Consider the following 14267-nt stretch of genomic DNA (forward strand, 5'->3'; position numbering starts at 1 on the left):
AAATTCATCCGCCCGCGCTGTGCGGCGGGCGAAACCTCGTTTACTTGGTACGTGCGCTGATGACTTCATCAGCGACGTTCTTGGGTGCTTCGGAGTAATGCTTGAATTCCATGGTGTAGGTCGCACGCCCCTGCGTCAGCGAACGCAGGTTGGTAGCGTACCCGAACATCTCGGCCAGAGGAACTTCGGCCTTGATGATCTTGCCGCCGCCGACCATGTCGTCCATGCCTTGCACCATGCCGCGACGCGAGGACAGGTCGCCCATCACGGTACCGGCATAGTCTTCGGGCGTTTCGACTTCCACGGCCATCATGGGTTCGAGCAGCACCGGCGAAGCCTTGCGCATACCGTCCTTGAACGCCATGGAGGCGGCCATGCGGAACGCATTTTCGTTCGAGTCCACGTCGTGGTACGAACCGAAGAACAGCGTCACCTTGACGTCGACCACGGGATAGCCCGCCACCACGCCGGCCGACAGGGTTTCCTGCACGCCCTTGTCCACCGCCGGGATGTACTCGCGCGGCACCACGCCGCCCTTGATCGCGTCCACGAACTCGTAGCCGCCGCCCGGGGGCAGGGGTTCGAGCTTGAGCACCACGTGACCGTACTGGCCGCGGCCGCCCGACTGCTTGACGAACTTGCCTTCGACTTCGTCGCAGGTCTTGCGGATGGTTTCGCGGTAGGCCACCTGGGGCTTGCCCACGTTGGCTTCCACGCCGAATTCGCGCTTCATGCGGTCGACCAGGATTTCCAGGTGCAATTCGCCCATGCCGGAAATAATGGTCTGGCCGGACTCTTCGTCGCTGCGCACGCGGAAGGAAGGATCTTCCTGGGCCAGGCGCTGCAGGGCGATGCCCATTTTTTCCTGGTCGGCCTTGGACTTGGGTTCGACGGCCTGCGAAATCACGGGCTCGGGGAATTCCATGCGCTCGAGCAGCACGTGCGAATCGACATCGCACAAAGTCTCGCCGGTGGTGACGTCTTTCAGGCCGACCACGGCGGCGATGTCGCCCGCCAGAACTTCCTTGATTTCCTCGCGGTTGTTCGCGTGCATCTGCAGGATACGGCCGATGCGCTCTTTCTTGCTCTTGATCGGGTTGTAGACGGTGTCGCCGGAATGCAGCACGCCCGAATACACGCGCACGAAGGTCAACTGACCGACGAACGGGTCGCTCATCAGCTTGAACGCCAGTGCGGAGAACTTGGCGTCGTCGCTGGCTTCGCGGGTGACCGGATTGCCTTCGTCGTCCTGGCCTTCGACCGGGGGGATGTCCACGGGCGAGGGCAGGTAGTCGATGACCGCGTCCAGCATGCGCTGCACGCCCTTGTTCTTGAACGCAGTGCCGCACAGCATCGGCTGGATTTCGCCGGCGATGGTGCGGGCGCGTATCGCCTGGTTCAGTTCGTCTTCGCTCAGGGAGCCCGTTTCCAGGTACTTGTCCATGAGTTCTTCGGACGATTCCGCGGCGGTTTCAACCAGCTTCTCGTGCCATTCGTTGGCCGAATCGACCAGGTCGGCGGGGATGTCGACGTACTCGAACTTGGTGCCCTGGCTGGCGTCGTCCCACAGGATGGCCTTCATTTTGACGAGGTCGACCACGCCCTTGAAGGTTTCTTCCGCGCCGATAGGAATGACGATGGGCACGGGATTGGCCTTCAGGCGGGTCTTGAGCTGGTCATAGACCTTGAAGAAGTTGGCGCCGGTGCGGTCCATCTTGTTGACGAACGCCAGGCGCGGCACGTTGTACTTGTTGGCCTGGCGCCACACGGTCTCGGACTGCGGCTGCACGCCGCCCACGGCGCAATACACCATGCACGCGCCGTCGAGCACACGCATGGAGCGTTCCACCTCGATGGTGAAGTCCACGTGTCCCGGGGTGTCGATGATGTTGATGCGATGCTCGGGGTAATTGCCCCCCATGCCGCGCCAGAAAGCCGTGGTGGCGGCAGAGGTGATGGTGATGCCACGTTCCTGCTCTTGTTCCATCCAGTCCATCGTGGCGGCGCCGTCGTGGACTTCGCCGATCTTGTGGTTGACACCGGTGTAGAACAGAATGCGTTCGGTGGTAGTGGTCTTCCCTGCATCAATGTGCGCAGAAATACCGATGTTGCGATAGCGCTCAATGGGGGTCTTGCGAGCCATGTTTGTATCCTTGGATTACCAGCGGAAATGACTGAAGGCCTTGTTGGCCTCGGCCATTTTGTGCGTGTCTTCGCGTTTCTTCATCGCTGCGCCGCGGCCTTCCGAGGCGTCGATGAGTTCGCCGGCCAGGCGCAGGTCCATCGACTTCTCGCCACGCTTCTTGGCGGCTTCGCGCAGCCAGCGCATGGCCAGGGCCAGGCGGCGCACGGGGCGCACTTCGACCGGCACCTGATAGTTGGCGCCGCCGACGCGGCGGCTCTTCACTTCGACGATGGGCTTGATGTTGTTGACCGCGAGATTGAACACCTCGATAGGCTCTTTGCCGGTTTTAGCCTGTACCTGGTCCAGCGCGCCATACACGATGCGCTCGGCAACTGCCTTCTTGCCGGACAACATGACGACGTTCATGAACTTGGCCAGTTCGACACTGCCGAACTTGGGATCGGGGAGAATCTCACGCTTGGGAACTTCGCGACGACGGGGCATTTCTTGCTTCCTTGTGACGGTTCAGTTGAGCCGTGCTTGCACGGCCACGGCCACCCATGGGAATGGCCACTTACACGCAGCGGGCGCCAGCCCGCCGCTGCACTCTTTGCGGCTGCGAACAGCCGATGAAAATCAGGCCTTCTTGGGGCGCTTGGCGCCGTACTTGGAACGCGACTGCTTGCGGTCTTTCACGCCTTGCAGATCGAGCGAACCACGCACGATGTGATAGCGCACACCCGGCAGATCCTTGACACGACCGCCGCGCACCAGCACGACCGAGTGTTCCTGCAGGTTGTGGCCTTCGCCGCCGATGTACGAAATGACCTCGAAACCGTTGGTCAAACGCACCTTGGCGACCTTACGCAGGGCCGAGTTGGGCTTCTTGGGGGTAGTGGTGTATACGCGTGTGCAGACACCACGGCGCTGGGGGCAGTTTTCGAGCGCGGGGCTCTTGCTGCTGGCGCGGCTGACTTCGCGCGGCTTGCGCACGAGTTGACTAATGGTTGGCATGACCTTTACGCATCCTATGACCTGTACGCATCCTGTACTCGCGTACCGGCCTACGTATTGAATGAGTCGCCCAGCCTGCGCCCGGGTGGCAATATCCGGGCTGAGCCGACTTAGGCGGTTTACGCAAAACCGCCTAGCACGAATAACGTAAAAGAGCGGGTCTTGCTTTTGCCAGAAAACCACAAAAGCCAACCTACACGGCAAGCCCGTTTTTTTATTGACGGGCTTGGTCCCTGACGGACGGCTTCTCGATTCTTTGGCGGTTTTCTTTGCGCTACGGGTTCTGCCGCAGCGTAAAGGCTGAAGATTCCAGACATGAAACCTTCAGTGAGCTGGCTATTCTACCATGCAGCCCAAATATGGGTCAATAAGCATCGCACTAGCGACGCGACGGCGGCGCCAGAGGTCTCTGGCGATCCTCGATCCCTCAGAATCGGACGGTAGATATCACATTCGAAAGCCGCGATGAGTGGAAACCCGGGCAGTGAATACCCCCGGCCGGCAGCCGCAGTACTCGACAGATCGACGCTCTTTAACATAAGATGCTCGAATTCACGGGCAATCTGGATACTTCTCCCCATAATTTGTAACTAACTGGAGTTTCGCGGCGGCCACGTCCCGAGCCCACCGCGATGGAAGTATCGGCCTGCACCTTGAAATTGGAGTCGTATCGAACAGCACGCAGACCGCAAGACCGGACCCAGGCAAGCAGCAAGACGCGGCCCAAGCCCCCAACACCACGGCGATAATATGCCACATCTGCAGTCTCTCGCCGGGCGAACCTTTCGGCGAACCTCTTTTTCCCGGCACCAGACCCGAACGATTCCAGGCGCTCACGCAATCACCGTATGAACATAGCATCTCTCGAAGACGATCCGACGCAGGCGCAACTGATACGCCAGACCATGGAAGAGGCCGGCCATGCCTGCACGATTTTCCCCCTCGGCGGCGACCTGCTTGCCGCGCTGCAAAAATCATCAGCCTTCGACCTGCTGCTGATCGACTGGGAAATCCCCGATGTCTCGGGGCTGGACGTGCTGCGCTGGGTACGCAGCAACCTGGGCTATACGATTCCAGTGCTGTTCGTCACCAGCCACACGCTGGAAGAAGACTTGGTCGTCGGCCTGCAGGCCGGCGCCGACGACTACATGACCAAGCCCATACGCCGTGCCGAACTGCAGGCGCGCGTCGCGGCGTTGCTGCGCCGCCACAATGCCGGAGCGGCCGACAACCAGCCGTTCAGCCTGGGCGACTACAGCGTCGAACCCTCGACCGCAAGCATCAGCCTGCATGGCCAGGTCGTCACACTGGCCCCCAAAGAATACGAACTGGCTCGCCTGTTCCTGCGCAATCCGGGACGGCTGTTCTCCCGCGACGTGCTCAGTGCCACGGTCTGGAATCGGGAAATTCCGGCCACCTCCCGCACCCTGGACACGCACCTGTCCAATATCCGCCAGAAATTGCAGCTACGCCCGGAAAACGGCGTACGCCTGATTTCCTCTTATGCACTAGGCTACCGCCTGGAGCTGGTGGCCAATCCCAACGAATCACCATGACGGCAGGGGCCGCCCGGGCCTGGCAGCAAACAAGCAACGAACAATAAAGTAAAGCGATCAGAACCATGTTTCTCAGCCTCACCCGATTTTCCGCGTTACTGCTGCTGGCGGCGGCTCTGGCCTCGGCCCCCAACGCGGCTCGCGCCCAGGCCGCGGGCGCCAGCGGCGACGATTTCCTGTACAAGGTAATGGCGGGAGACACCCTGATCGGCCTGGCGCAGCGCTACACCACCGGGACCAGCAACTGGCCGCGCCTGCAGAGCCTGAACAATGTGCAGGACACCACCGCGCTGCCCATAGGCAAAGAACTGCGCATCCCGTTCGCCATCATCCCCGAAGTGCCCGCCGACGCCATCGTGGTGCACGTCACCGGGCAAGCCAGCGCGAACGGGCGGCAGATAAGCGCCCAGTCCCGAGTGCCCGAAGGCCAGACCGTCGTAACCGGGCCGGGCGGCTTCGTCACGCTGCAGTTGACCGACGGCAGCCTGCTGTCGGTGCCCTCGTCTTCCTCTCTTACTCTGAATCGTCTGCGGGCCTTCAAGAACGTCGGCCTCACCGATTCCATCATCCACGTCAAGCAAGGCTCGGTGGAATCTTCCGTAGCGCCCAAGGGATCGGGCGTCGGGCGCTTCGAGGTTCGCACACCCTTGAGCATCACCGGCGTGCGCGGCACCGTGCTGCGCGTGCATGCCTCGCCGCAGGGCGCACAGAGTGAAGTGGTCAAGGGTGTCGCCCACCTCAGTTCGCAACAGTCGCAAAACGCCACGCTGCACCAGAGCCAGGGCGCCGCTATCGGCCCGCAAGGCAAGCTGCTCGGCGTGCGGCCCCTGCTTCCGGCGCCCGCCCTGCCGCCGCTCGACCCCAAGCAGTTCGGCGGCCGCTCGCTGTCGTTCCCCGCCGTCCCCGGCGCCGTCAAATATCTGGTGCGGGTATCGTCCGATGCTGCCGGCGCCGACCTGGTGTCCAGCCAGGAATTCACGAAACCCGAAATCAGCTTCTCTTCGCCGGGACCGGGCACCTACTATGTAGTGGTACGCGCCATCGACGCTCTCGGCATCGGCGGCCTGGACGCGCGCGAGAGCTTCAAGGGCGCCAGCGTGCTGCGCAGCAGCGACGGCTCGCCCATCAGGACCGGTTTCGGAGGCTACGTCCGTCTGACAGACTATTGAAGTGAAACGACTTCCACGCGCCGTGCCCTCGCCGGATGTTCCGCGGCCTGCGTGCCGCGCTGATACCTCGGGCCCAGCGAGGCTGGCCTGACATGGCGGGACGCCAACGCCATCCGCGCCCGGGCTTCTGGGACCGCCTGGACCGCCGCATATTCTTCGAATGGCAGATGGTGCTGGCGGCGCTGGCGATGCTGACCTTCCTGCTCAGCTATTTCGCGACCAGCACCGGCCTGTTCCGGCTGAACCAAGTGTTCTACGACGTGGCCCTGTCCACGTCCAGCCATCGGCCGGCGCTGTCGGACATCGTCATTATCGCCATCGACGACGGCAGCCTCGATGAAATCGGGCATTGGCCCTGGCGCCGCCAGGTGCACGCCAGGCTGCTCGATCGGCTGCACGCCGCGCGCGCGGTGGGCATGGACATCGTGTTCGACGCGCCCGATTCCTATTTTCCCGAAGACGACGCCCGGCTGGCCCGGGCCATCAGCGCGCAGGGCCGGGTCGTCATGCCCCTGGTGCTGGACGGGCTGTCCGCGCGCAGGCCCCTGCCGGCCCTGGCCCAGGCGGCGCGGGCCCTGGGCTACATCAATATACGTCCCGATTCCGACGGAACGGTGCGCTCGATCACCCTGGGCCAGAAGCTGGGAACGGGCCAGTACATTCCCCACTTCGTCCTTGCGTTGCTCGAGGCGGGAGGCGCACATCGGGTTCTTGCGCGGCTGCCGCCGCCGGCTACCCTGGCGCCCCGGCTCATACCTTATGCGGGCGGCCCGGGCCACTTCACCATGTATTCCTACCGGGCCGTGCTGGACGGAACGGTGCCCGAGACGGCGTTCGCGGGCAAGTACGTGCTGATCGGCGCCTGGAGCACCGGCCTGGGCGACGCGTTCCCGACGCCGCTGGGCACGGGCGGCAAGGGCATGTCCGGCGTCGAGATATTGGCCAACGCGCTGCAAGCCACCATACAAGACACCTGGATACACACTCCCACGCGGCTGCAGACTGCGCTGCTGGCGATGCTGCCGGTATTGATCGCGTGCCTGCTGATGCGCTATCTGTCACCGCGGCGCTCGTTCTTTGCCACGGTGTCGATACTGGCGGCAATTTTCGCCGGCGACTGGCTGTACATGTATCTCGCCCATGGCTGGGTGGCGCCGTCGGCGGGCCTGATAGGAACTGCGCTCAGCTACCCCATATGGAGCTGGCGCAGCCAGGAAGCCGCGCTGCGCCAAATCGATCGCGAGCTGTCCAAGCTGCAGCGCGAGCGCAGCCCCTTCCGGGAGCACGCGCTCATACGCGACGCAGACGGCGGCGACCAGTCGCTGCCGGGGCGCGTCATCAAACTGCACGGCGCCATCGACCAGGTCCGCCACCTGCGGCAGTTCTTCGCCGACAGCCTGGACGCGACGCCGGACCCCACCGTCATCTTCGACACCGACGGCGTGCTGCGTTTCGCCAGCGCCGCCGCTCTCGCCTATGCCGAACGGCTGGGCGACCCGCGCCCCGCCGACGGCGCGAGCGCCGACGAATACTTGCGCAATATCGTCACGGCGGCGGGCCAGCGGCATCGCATCGCGCTGCTGCTGGGGCAGGCCGGCGCCAAAGGGCCGCCGGACGGAGCACCTATCCTGGGCCTGTGGCACCAGGGCATAGAAGTCAAGGATGGCGGCAGCCACGACATGCTCCTCAAGGGCCTGCCTATACGCCGCGCCGACGGCACGAGCGCCGGCACGATCCTGACGCTCGTGGACATTTCACCGATACGCGCAGCCCAAAGACGGCGCGAGGAAACCTTGCGTTTCGTGTCGCATGACATGCGCTCGCCGCAGAACTCGATCCTCGCCCTGCTCGAACTGCAGCGCAATCCGCGCACGGCCTTGCCCGAGCCGGAACTGCTGGCGCGCATCGACCAATACTCGCGCAAGACACTGCGGCTGGTCGACGGTTTCGTGCAGCTCGCGCGCGCGGAGTCCATGGTGCTTGCGCGCAGGCCGCTGGACCTGGTCGACCTCTTGAGCGAAATCTGCGACGAATACTGGGCGCTAGCCCATAAGCGCGGCAGCCGCGTCGAGTTCGTTCACGACGAGCCCGAAGCGCCTATGGAAGGCGACCGCGAAATGCTCGGGCGCGCGCTGGGCAATCTGGTGGACAACGCCATCAAATACAGCCCCGCCGACAGCCGCGTGCTGTGCCGCCTGGGCACGCACAGCGGATATTGGGTATTGACCGTGCAGGACCACGGCCGAGGCATGGATCGGACTCAGTTGGCGACGCTGTTCACGCCGTTCGTGCGCCTGGACGAGGACCATCCGGACAATCCGCCCGGAGCCGGCCTGGGCCTGGCCTTCGTCAAGGCCGTCATCACCCGCCACCGCGGCACCATCGAAGCCGACAGCCAGCCCGGCCTGGGCAGCACCTTCACCGTGCGCCTGCCGAAGGCCGCCGCGCAGCATGCGGCGGCGCCGCGGCAGGAAGCGTAAAAGCGCAGGGACGAAACGCCGCGGGCGCTCAGCGCCCCGGCACCACCGATACCGAGGCTTCGGCGGTCAGCATCAGGAACGTCAGGCTCTCGTAGAGATAGAGCCGCACGACTTTGTCGTCATGGCTCTGGTAGCCGATCGACAAGTCCTGGCCGAGATGCAGTTCGAAGTCGCCGCCACGGGTGGACACTACGCAGCCGCCGTTGATCGCCGGCGCCCAGATGATCTCGCCGTTGAGTATGCGCTTGATGTGTCCGATGACGGGATAGCCTTCGTCGCTTCCGCCGCCCAGCGCGGTGTAGGCATCGGCGCCCAGCAGGACCGAATAGGGGCCGTCCACGCCTGCCAGCCGCAGTTGCTCGAGCGCATTGCCGATAGCCTCGGGATAGTCGCCGACATTCGCCGGCAGCGCCAGCGCCTTGTTCGATGAGCCCTCGCGTATCCCGACGATGCCGGCGGCCTTGTAGCCGTCGAAGATCGCCTGGTCTTCGGCATAGGCAAGCTTTTTGGCGGCGTCTTTGGCCGGTTGCCAGTCCGAATCATTGGCGCCGCGCTCGACGCCGTCGATGGCCTCGCGCTGCAGCTCGAAGGGCACGGTCAGATCGACCACCACCCGCACCTCGCGCAGCCTGGCATCAATGCCCTTTTGCGGAGCCGCCACGACGCGCCTGTGCCCAGTTCCCACTGCGGCCAGTTCCGCGCCGGCAGGCCCCTCGACATCGACCACGCGCCGGCCGGCAACGGAACGCTTGAAGGTACGCGCCACCTCTTCTTCGATTTGCTGCCAGGCCGCGCTGGAGACGGGGGCAAGTTCTCGATGCAGATTATTCATATTGGGGAGTTCCTTTTAGAGAGCCGATACTCAGTGAGCCATCCTGTGACGCCGGGGCCGGAGCGGGGACAGCGACAGGCGCGAGGGCCGGCGCGGCCGCCTCTTCGGTGTCCGCGTCGGCAGCCTGTGGACTGCGGTCCGCGAGCGCTTCGAGCAGGTCGGCCGAGGGCACGAAGAACAGCCCGCCCGTGACCGCGTGGCTGAAGTCGAGCAGCCGGTCGTAGTTGCCCGGAGGCCTGCCCACGAACATGTTTTCGAGCATCTGCTCGATGGGCGCGGGGGAGCGGGCGTAGCCGATGAAATACGTGCCGAATTCGCCCGACCCGGGGCGGCCGAAAGGCATGTTGTCGCGCAGGATCTTGATTTCCCGCCCGTCTTCTTCGAGCGTCGTCAGCGAACTGTGCGAGGACGTGGGCTTGACGGCCTCGTCGAGCTCGATGTCCGCCAGCTTGGTGCGGCCTATGATGCGTTCCTGGGTTTCGACCGGCAGCGCATTCCAGCCGGCCATATCGTGTAGGTACTTCTGCACGAGGACGTAGCTGCCGTTGATGAATTCGGGATCGTCGTCGACCAGCGTGAACTCGAGCGCCTCGCGGCCTGCGGGGTTCTCGGTGCCATCGACAAAGCCCACCATGCTGCGCAGGTCGAAGTAGCGGAAACCATGCACTTCGTCGACCACCGAGACCGCGTCGCCCAGGCGCCCCACCAGCAAAGTGGCGAGCTCGAAGCAAAGATCCATACGGTCGGCGCGTATGTGCAGCAGCAAGTCGCCGGGCGTCGCGATGGCGCGGCGGTCGCCGGCGCCGAATTCACGGAACGGATGCAGCTCCGCGGGACGCGGCGCGCCGAACAAGCGATCCCAGGCCCCGGAGCCGAAGCCGCAGACGCAGGACAGATTGCCGTCGGGCACGCGCTTGCCGACGGAACGCACGAGCGCGGCAACGTCCGCGCACCAGGCGCGCACGGTATCGAGGCCATCGTCGTCTGCCGCGAGCGTCGCGACTATGAAAATCGTGCTGCGCGTGACCGGCGCGACGACGGCCTGGGGTTCGGGAGATTGTTCGGGCATGGGTCCAGTGATATCGGGTTCTTGCGATCTATTGAAACAGAATTATCCAATATCGGCACGGGAGCGCGAAAGAGCCGCTCGGCAGTCGGGTCGATACGGCTATATATCATATACCTGGGCCATGCCGCCGGGTGCTTGCCTTACGGCCGGCCGTGCCGGCCTCGATTGCACGCGGCTGTAGCCATCAATCCTGCGCGGGGCCGATCGGCAGCGACAGGCCGGCCCCGCGCTCGCGCGCCAGCTTCAACAGCGCGGCGCCGACGTAAAGATCCTGGACCGCCATGCCATGCGACTCGAACAAGGTAATCTGGTCGTTCGATGTGCGGCCGGGCCAGCGGCCGGCGACGACCCCGCCCATGTCCGCCAGGTTCTCCCAATAAATCAGGCCGCTTTCATAAGCGGGCAGCAGGTCGCCGGATTCGCCCTGCGCGACTTCGCGCGAATCCACCACGACGAGATCGGCGCGTCTCACGGTTTCGGTATCGATCTCGCGCCGGTTCAAGGCATTGGAGCCTGTCGCCGCGATGAATTGCCCGGGTTCCAGCCAACGGCCGTCGAACAGGGGTTCGGAGGCGCGCGTCATGGTTACGATGATGTCCGAGTCACGTACTGCCTCTTCGCTGGATCGCGCCGGCCGCAGCTCGGCCGAAACGCGCTGCGACATTTCGTCGCAGAAGGCCCGCACGCCTTCGGCGTTGCGGCCAAAAACTTTTACTTCAGTGATGTCGCGTACCGCGCAGACCGCCTCGAGCTGCGTCCGCGCATGACGGCCGTGGCCGAACAAGCCCAGGATATGGGACTCTTTGCGCGCCAGATAACGCGCCGCCACCGCGGTTGCCGCACCCGTGCGTATCCGCCCCAGCCAATCCGATTCGATGATGGCCTCGGTGTGGCCTTGCTCGTAGTTCATGATGTGCAGGTGGCTGTTGAGCGGTTTGCCGGGCCTGCTGTAATAGGCCTTGTAGCCTATCGCATTGATCTCGGGGGCGGCCGCCTGGAGAATATGCAGATGCCCGCCCGGCTGCCGCGTGCGGCGGCGCGGAACATCGAAGGCCTTGCCGCGGCCGTGGGCCGAAAACGCGCGTTCGACTTCTTCGATAACCTCGGGCATGCGCAATAGCTGCCGCACGTCCGATTCATTCATGTAGAGCACCATGCCAGTATCCTGTTCGTAGCGGCTCGCGCCGCGGGAAAAAACGGGCTGGCCGCGCTCGCGGCCAGCCACACGATAGAAAAACGAATGCATCGGCAGCCCGCGCACGGGCCGGCATCAAGTGCGCCCCGGCGCCCCCGGGGCGGCGCCGGATAGCAATAGGCCGCCATCTTCGGCGCTGTTGTTCACGCCTATGATGCGCAATGCGTTCCACATCATGGCGGTGGCGCTGGACAGCACCGGCTTGCCCAGGTCGGATTCCAGAGGCTTGATCGCCCCCACCGTCGGCATGCCCACGCCGCTCAGGAACAAGGCCTGGGCATCCGGATGGTCCACCTGCCGGCCCAGCGTGTAGGCGCGCTCCGGGGTTTCGTCGTAGATGTTCGTCACGTTGGGCAAGATGCCGTGGGAAACGACGTTCAGGCCATATGCTTCCAGGTGGGCCTTGCCCCGCAGCGTCGTCTGCTCATTGTAGGGCGTGGCATAGGCCACGCGCTCGACGCGCAAATGCGCCAATGCGGCCAGCACGCTGCCGAAAGCGGTGATGAAAGGAATGCCGTGCATTTGTTCCATGCGCGCGACCAGCTCGGCCTCGCCCGCTTTGCCCAAGGTATAGCTGGTGGCTGTGTGCGCCATGACGATCACATCCGGCTTCACCATGGCGAGCAGCGCCACGTTCTCGGGCAGGTGCTCGATCTGGGTCCGGTTGCGGTCTTCCTGTCCCGCGTGCGTGCCGGTCTCGCCGTGGGCGACCATGCGCGTGAAATGCAGGGACACGCCCTTGGGGACCAACTGCGCCATCTCGGGCTCGACAGTCGGATTGCCGGGAGGAACCAGGAAGCCGATACGGCCGCGCCAACCCATCATGATGAAATCCTTTCGATGAAGTTCAAGGTAATGGCCGCACAATCATCCGGATGCGTAGCGGCGATGTGATAGGCATCCGCTTGCAGCTCGACCAGCACCGACCCCGGGATGCGGCTTTGCCACCGGCGCACTTCCGCCACCGACTGCCGTTGATCATACGCGCCGGGCCGTTCGGGCTGGACGGCGACAATGACCTGCGTCGGACAGCGCACGGCTTCCAGGCGCGCAGGTTCGGCCAGTCGCGGCAGCATGCGCAGGCACGCCTTGACCGTATCCGCGGGGGCCCAGCCCATGTAGCGCGCCCACCACAGCATGGCCTCGGCGGACAGCGCCGCGCCCATGCGGCCGGGCATGGTCGCCCGCGCCCAGCCCTCCACGCCCGAGCGATCCACCAGGCCCAGCCAGTCGTCGACCCATTTGCCCAGCGCGCCGCCCGGGGAAATCAGCACGCCGGCCAGGGTCAGTGTAGCCATCCAGGGCACGCCGCGCTGTGCCAGCTCCAGCGCCACCTGCGCGCCCAGCTTGGCGCCCACGACGTGGATGGGCCCGCCCAGCCGGGCGGCCAGCGCGTCGATGTCGTCGGCCAACTGGTCAATCGTCAGCGCATCGTGTTCATGCACCGGCGAAGACAAGCCATAGCCTCGCAGGTCCACGCGCACGACGCGGCAACGCCGAGCCAGCGTCGGCACCCATGCCGCGTAGGCTTCCGCCGATTCGGCGATGCCGTGCAGCAGCATCACCAGCGGCGGATCCGCCCAGCCGTCGGTGTAGTCGTCCACGACATAGGCGATGTCGAGGCCCGGCGCAATCGTGGCGCGCTGCGTGTTGCGGCGGGCCGCCGCGTAGTGCTCTCCGTATACTTGCATGAGGCTGGGGCTTCCCTTAAAGACTGCCGCTATTGTTTCTCGATATTGCCTGCCTTGATTACCGCAGCCCACTTGGCGATTTCCTTGTGGATCAGCGCTTCCAGGCCCTTGCCGTCCATCGCATGCGGATGGATGGTCTGGGCATCGAGTTTCTTCTGCACCTCGGGATCGTTCACCGCCTGCATGAAGACCTTTTCCAGCTTGGCCCTGACGGCGGGCGGCATGCCGGCCGGCCCGAGCAGCCCTATCCAATAGGACGTTTCGTAGCCCGGATATCCCGACTCCGCAATAGTCGGGATATTGGGCAGCACCGGATCGCGTTTTGCGCTGGTGACGGCCAACACCTTCAGCTTGCCTTCCTTGACCATGCCCATCGACGTGGCATAGGCCTCGATCTTGACGTCCACGCGGCCGGCGATCAGGTCGGCCTTGGCGGGGCCCGTGCCCTGATAGGGCACATGCACCATCTTCAAGCCGGCATCGTTTTCAAGCATGGTCATCGCCAGGTGCGGCCAACTGCCGGTGCCGGCGGACGAAAACACCACCTTGCCGGGGTGCGCCTTGGTATATGCGATGAATTCCTTGAAGGTGTTGTACGGCTTTTGATACTGGGCCAGGAATACGCCTGGGTGATCCGCCATCAGGGCAATCGGGGTGAAATCCTTGATGGTGTCGTAGGGCAGCTTGGCGCGCAGTGAAGCATTGACCGCGAACGCGGTCTGGCCCACCAGCAGCGTATAGCCGTCAGGCGCAGCCTTGGCCACATAAGCCGAACCGATGATGCTGCCGGCGCCGCCGCGGTTTTCGACAATGATGTTCTGCCCGAGCAGTTGCTGCGCTTTGTCCACGACGATCCGCGTCACTACATCGGTGGAGCCGCCCGGCGGGAACGGCACGATGACGTGTATGGGGTGATCGGGATACGCGGCATGCGCGGCTGCGCCGATGGTGCATGCCGCGATCGCTGCCGTTACTAGGCTGGTCAATTTCATGGGGTTTCCTCCTGGTGGGTATCGGTCTTGCTGTTGTGTGTCGTCGCTTCTGCTTCTCGTGTTTTTTCTGGAACGAAGGTGGGCCGCGGAAGACGGAACAATCTGGCCAGGCGGTGCCCTCGGGCCGCTGCGGCCAGCGCCATG

12 protein-coding genes are annotated in these 14267 nt (G+C 64.3%); 3 read left to right on the top strand and 9 right to left on the bottom strand.

The features are described 5' to 3' along the window. Nucleotides 1-40: 40 nt before the first annotated feature. The 3 genes from fusA to rpsL form a co-directional block, all read right to left on the bottom strand. Nucleotides 41-2143 (bottom strand): elongation factor G, encoded by a 2103-nt coding sequence (fusA, locus tag KVP10_RS04700; RefSeq protein WP_217963313.1) that lies wholly within the window; start codon nt 2141-2143, stop codon nt 41-43. Nucleotides 2144-2158: 15 nt separating this feature from the next. Continuing rightward, a complete protein-coding gene (gene rpsG, locus KVP10_RS04705; protein WP_088602189.1) occupies nt 2159-2629 on the bottom strand; it encodes a 30S ribosomal protein S7 in 471 nt (156 codons plus the stop codon). A 132-nt stretch (nt 2630-2761) separates the two neighbouring features. Continuing rightward, nucleotides 2762-3139, bottom strand: coding sequence for a 30S ribosomal protein S12 (gene rpsL, locus KVP10_RS04710; RefSeq protein WP_088602190.1), 378 nt, complete (start codon nt 3137-3139; stop codon nt 2762-2764). A gap of 848 nt (nt 3140-3987) precedes the next feature. On the opposite strand from rpsL, the gene KVP10_RS04715 reads away from it, so the two are divergent. From KVP10_RS04715 to KVP10_RS04725, 3 genes are all read left to right on the top strand, one after another. Next, nucleotides 3988-4695 carry a response regulator transcription factor gene (locus tag KVP10_RS04715; RefSeq protein ID WP_217963314.1) on the top strand — a complete coding sequence of 236 codons (708 nt, stop codon included), beginning with the start codon at nt 3988-3990 and terminating at the stop codon, nt 4693-4695. A 65-nt stretch (nt 4696-4760) separates the two neighbouring features. Continuing rightward, nucleotides 4761-5864, top strand: a complete 1104-nt coding sequence (locus KVP10_RS04720) for a FecR family protein (RefSeq protein ID WP_217963315.1) — start codon at nt 4761-4763, stop codon at nt 5862-5864. 92 nt (nt 5865-5956) lie between these two features. Next, entirely contained in the window at nt 5957-8344 is a 2388-nt protein-coding gene (locus tag KVP10_RS04725) for a CHASE2 domain-containing protein (protein WP_217963316.1), read from the top strand. Between the two features lie 28 nt (nt 8345-8372). Here KVP10_RS04725 and KVP10_RS04730 read toward each other — a convergent pair whose 3' ends face one another. From KVP10_RS04730 to KVP10_RS04755, 6 genes are all read right to left on the bottom strand, one after another. Next, nucleotides 8373-9176: a family 1 encapsulin nanocompartment shell protein gene (locus tag KVP10_RS04730; protein ID WP_217963317.1), complete on the bottom strand. Its 804-nt coding sequence runs from the start codon at nt 9174-9176 to the stop codon at nt 8373-8375. Further along, complete coding sequence (locus tag KVP10_RS04735) at nt 9169-10245, bottom strand: Dyp-type peroxidase (RefSeq protein WP_217963318.1); 1077 nt, start codon at nt 10243-10245, stop codon at nt 9169-9171. The genes KVP10_RS04730 and KVP10_RS04735 overlap by 8 nt, the downstream gene beginning before the upstream one ends. Before the next feature lie 184 nt (nt 10246-10429). Continuing rightward, nucleotides 10430-11401, bottom strand: a complete 972-nt coding sequence (locus KVP10_RS04740) for an ornithine cyclodeaminase family protein (protein WP_217963319.1) — start codon at nt 11399-11401, stop codon at nt 10430-10432. Nucleotides 11402-11515: 114 nt separating this feature from the next. Next, entirely contained in the window at nt 11516-12265 is a 750-nt protein-coding gene (locus KVP10_RS04745) for a maleate cis-trans isomerase family protein (protein WP_217963320.1), read from the bottom strand. Next, nucleotides 12262-13131 (bottom strand): alpha/beta fold hydrolase, encoded by an 870-nt coding sequence (locus KVP10_RS04750; RefSeq protein ID WP_217963321.1) that lies wholly within the window; start codon nt 13129-13131, stop codon nt 12262-12264. The genes KVP10_RS04745 and KVP10_RS04750 overlap by 4 nt, the downstream gene beginning before the upstream one ends. A gap of 29 nt (nt 13132-13160) precedes the next feature. Further along, nucleotides 13161-14123: a Bug family tripartite tricarboxylate transporter substrate binding protein gene (locus KVP10_RS04755; protein WP_217963322.1), complete on the bottom strand. Its 963-nt coding sequence runs from the start codon at nt 14121-14123 to the stop codon at nt 13161-13163. Between the last annotated feature and the right edge of the window lie 144 nt (nt 14124-14267).

The organism is Candidimonas humi, assembly GCF_019166065.1.
Classification (GTDB): Bacteria; Pseudomonadota; Gammaproteobacteria; order Burkholderiales; family Burkholderiaceae_B; genus Candidimonas; species Candidimonas humi.

Excerpts from the sequence above, each read along its gene's own strand:
- fusA (WP_217963313.1), bottom strand. The coding sequence starts at position 2,143 with ATGGCTCGCAAGACCCCCATTGAGCGCTATCGCAACATCGGTATTTCT.
- rpsG (WP_088602189.1), bottom strand. The coding sequence starts at position 2,629 with ATGCCCCGTCGTCGCGAAGTTCCCAAGCGTGAGATTCTCCCCGATCCC.
- rpsL (WP_088602190.1), bottom strand. The coding sequence starts at position 3,139 with ATGCCAACCATTAGTCAACTCGTGCGCAAGCCGCGCGAAGTCAGCCGC.
- KVP10_RS04715 (WP_217963314.1), top strand. The coding sequence starts at position 3,988 with ATGAACATAGCATCTCTCGAAGACGATCCGACGCAGGCGCAACTGATA.
- KVP10_RS04720 (WP_217963315.1), top strand. The coding sequence starts at position 4,761 with ATGTTTCTCAGCCTCACCCGATTTTCCGCGTTACTGCTGCTGGCGGCG.
- KVP10_RS04725 (WP_217963316.1), top strand. The coding sequence starts at position 5,957 with ATGGCGGGACGCCAACGCCATCCGCGCCCGGGCTTCTGGGACCGCCTG.
- KVP10_RS04730 (WP_217963317.1), bottom strand. The coding sequence starts at position 9,176 with ATGAATAATCTGCATCGAGAACTTGCCCCCGTCTCCAGCGCGGCCTGG.
- KVP10_RS04735 (WP_217963318.1), bottom strand. The coding sequence starts at position 10,245 with ATGCCCGAACAATCTCCCGAACCCCAGGCCGTCGTCGCGCCGGTCACG.
- KVP10_RS04740 (WP_217963319.1), bottom strand. The coding sequence starts at position 11,401 with ATGGTGCTCTACATGAATGAATCGGACGTGCGGCAGCTATTGCGCATG.
- KVP10_RS04745 (WP_217963320.1), bottom strand. The coding sequence starts at position 12,265 with ATGATGGGTTGGCGCGGCCGTATCGGCTTCCTGGTTCCTCCCGGCAAT.
- KVP10_RS04750 (WP_217963321.1), bottom strand. The coding sequence starts at position 13,131 with ATGCAAGTATACGGAGAGCACTACGCGGCGGCCCGCCGCAACACGCAG.
- KVP10_RS04755 (WP_217963322.1), bottom strand. The coding sequence starts at position 14,123 with ATGAAATTGACCAGCCTAGTAACGGCAGCGATCGCGGCATGCACCATC.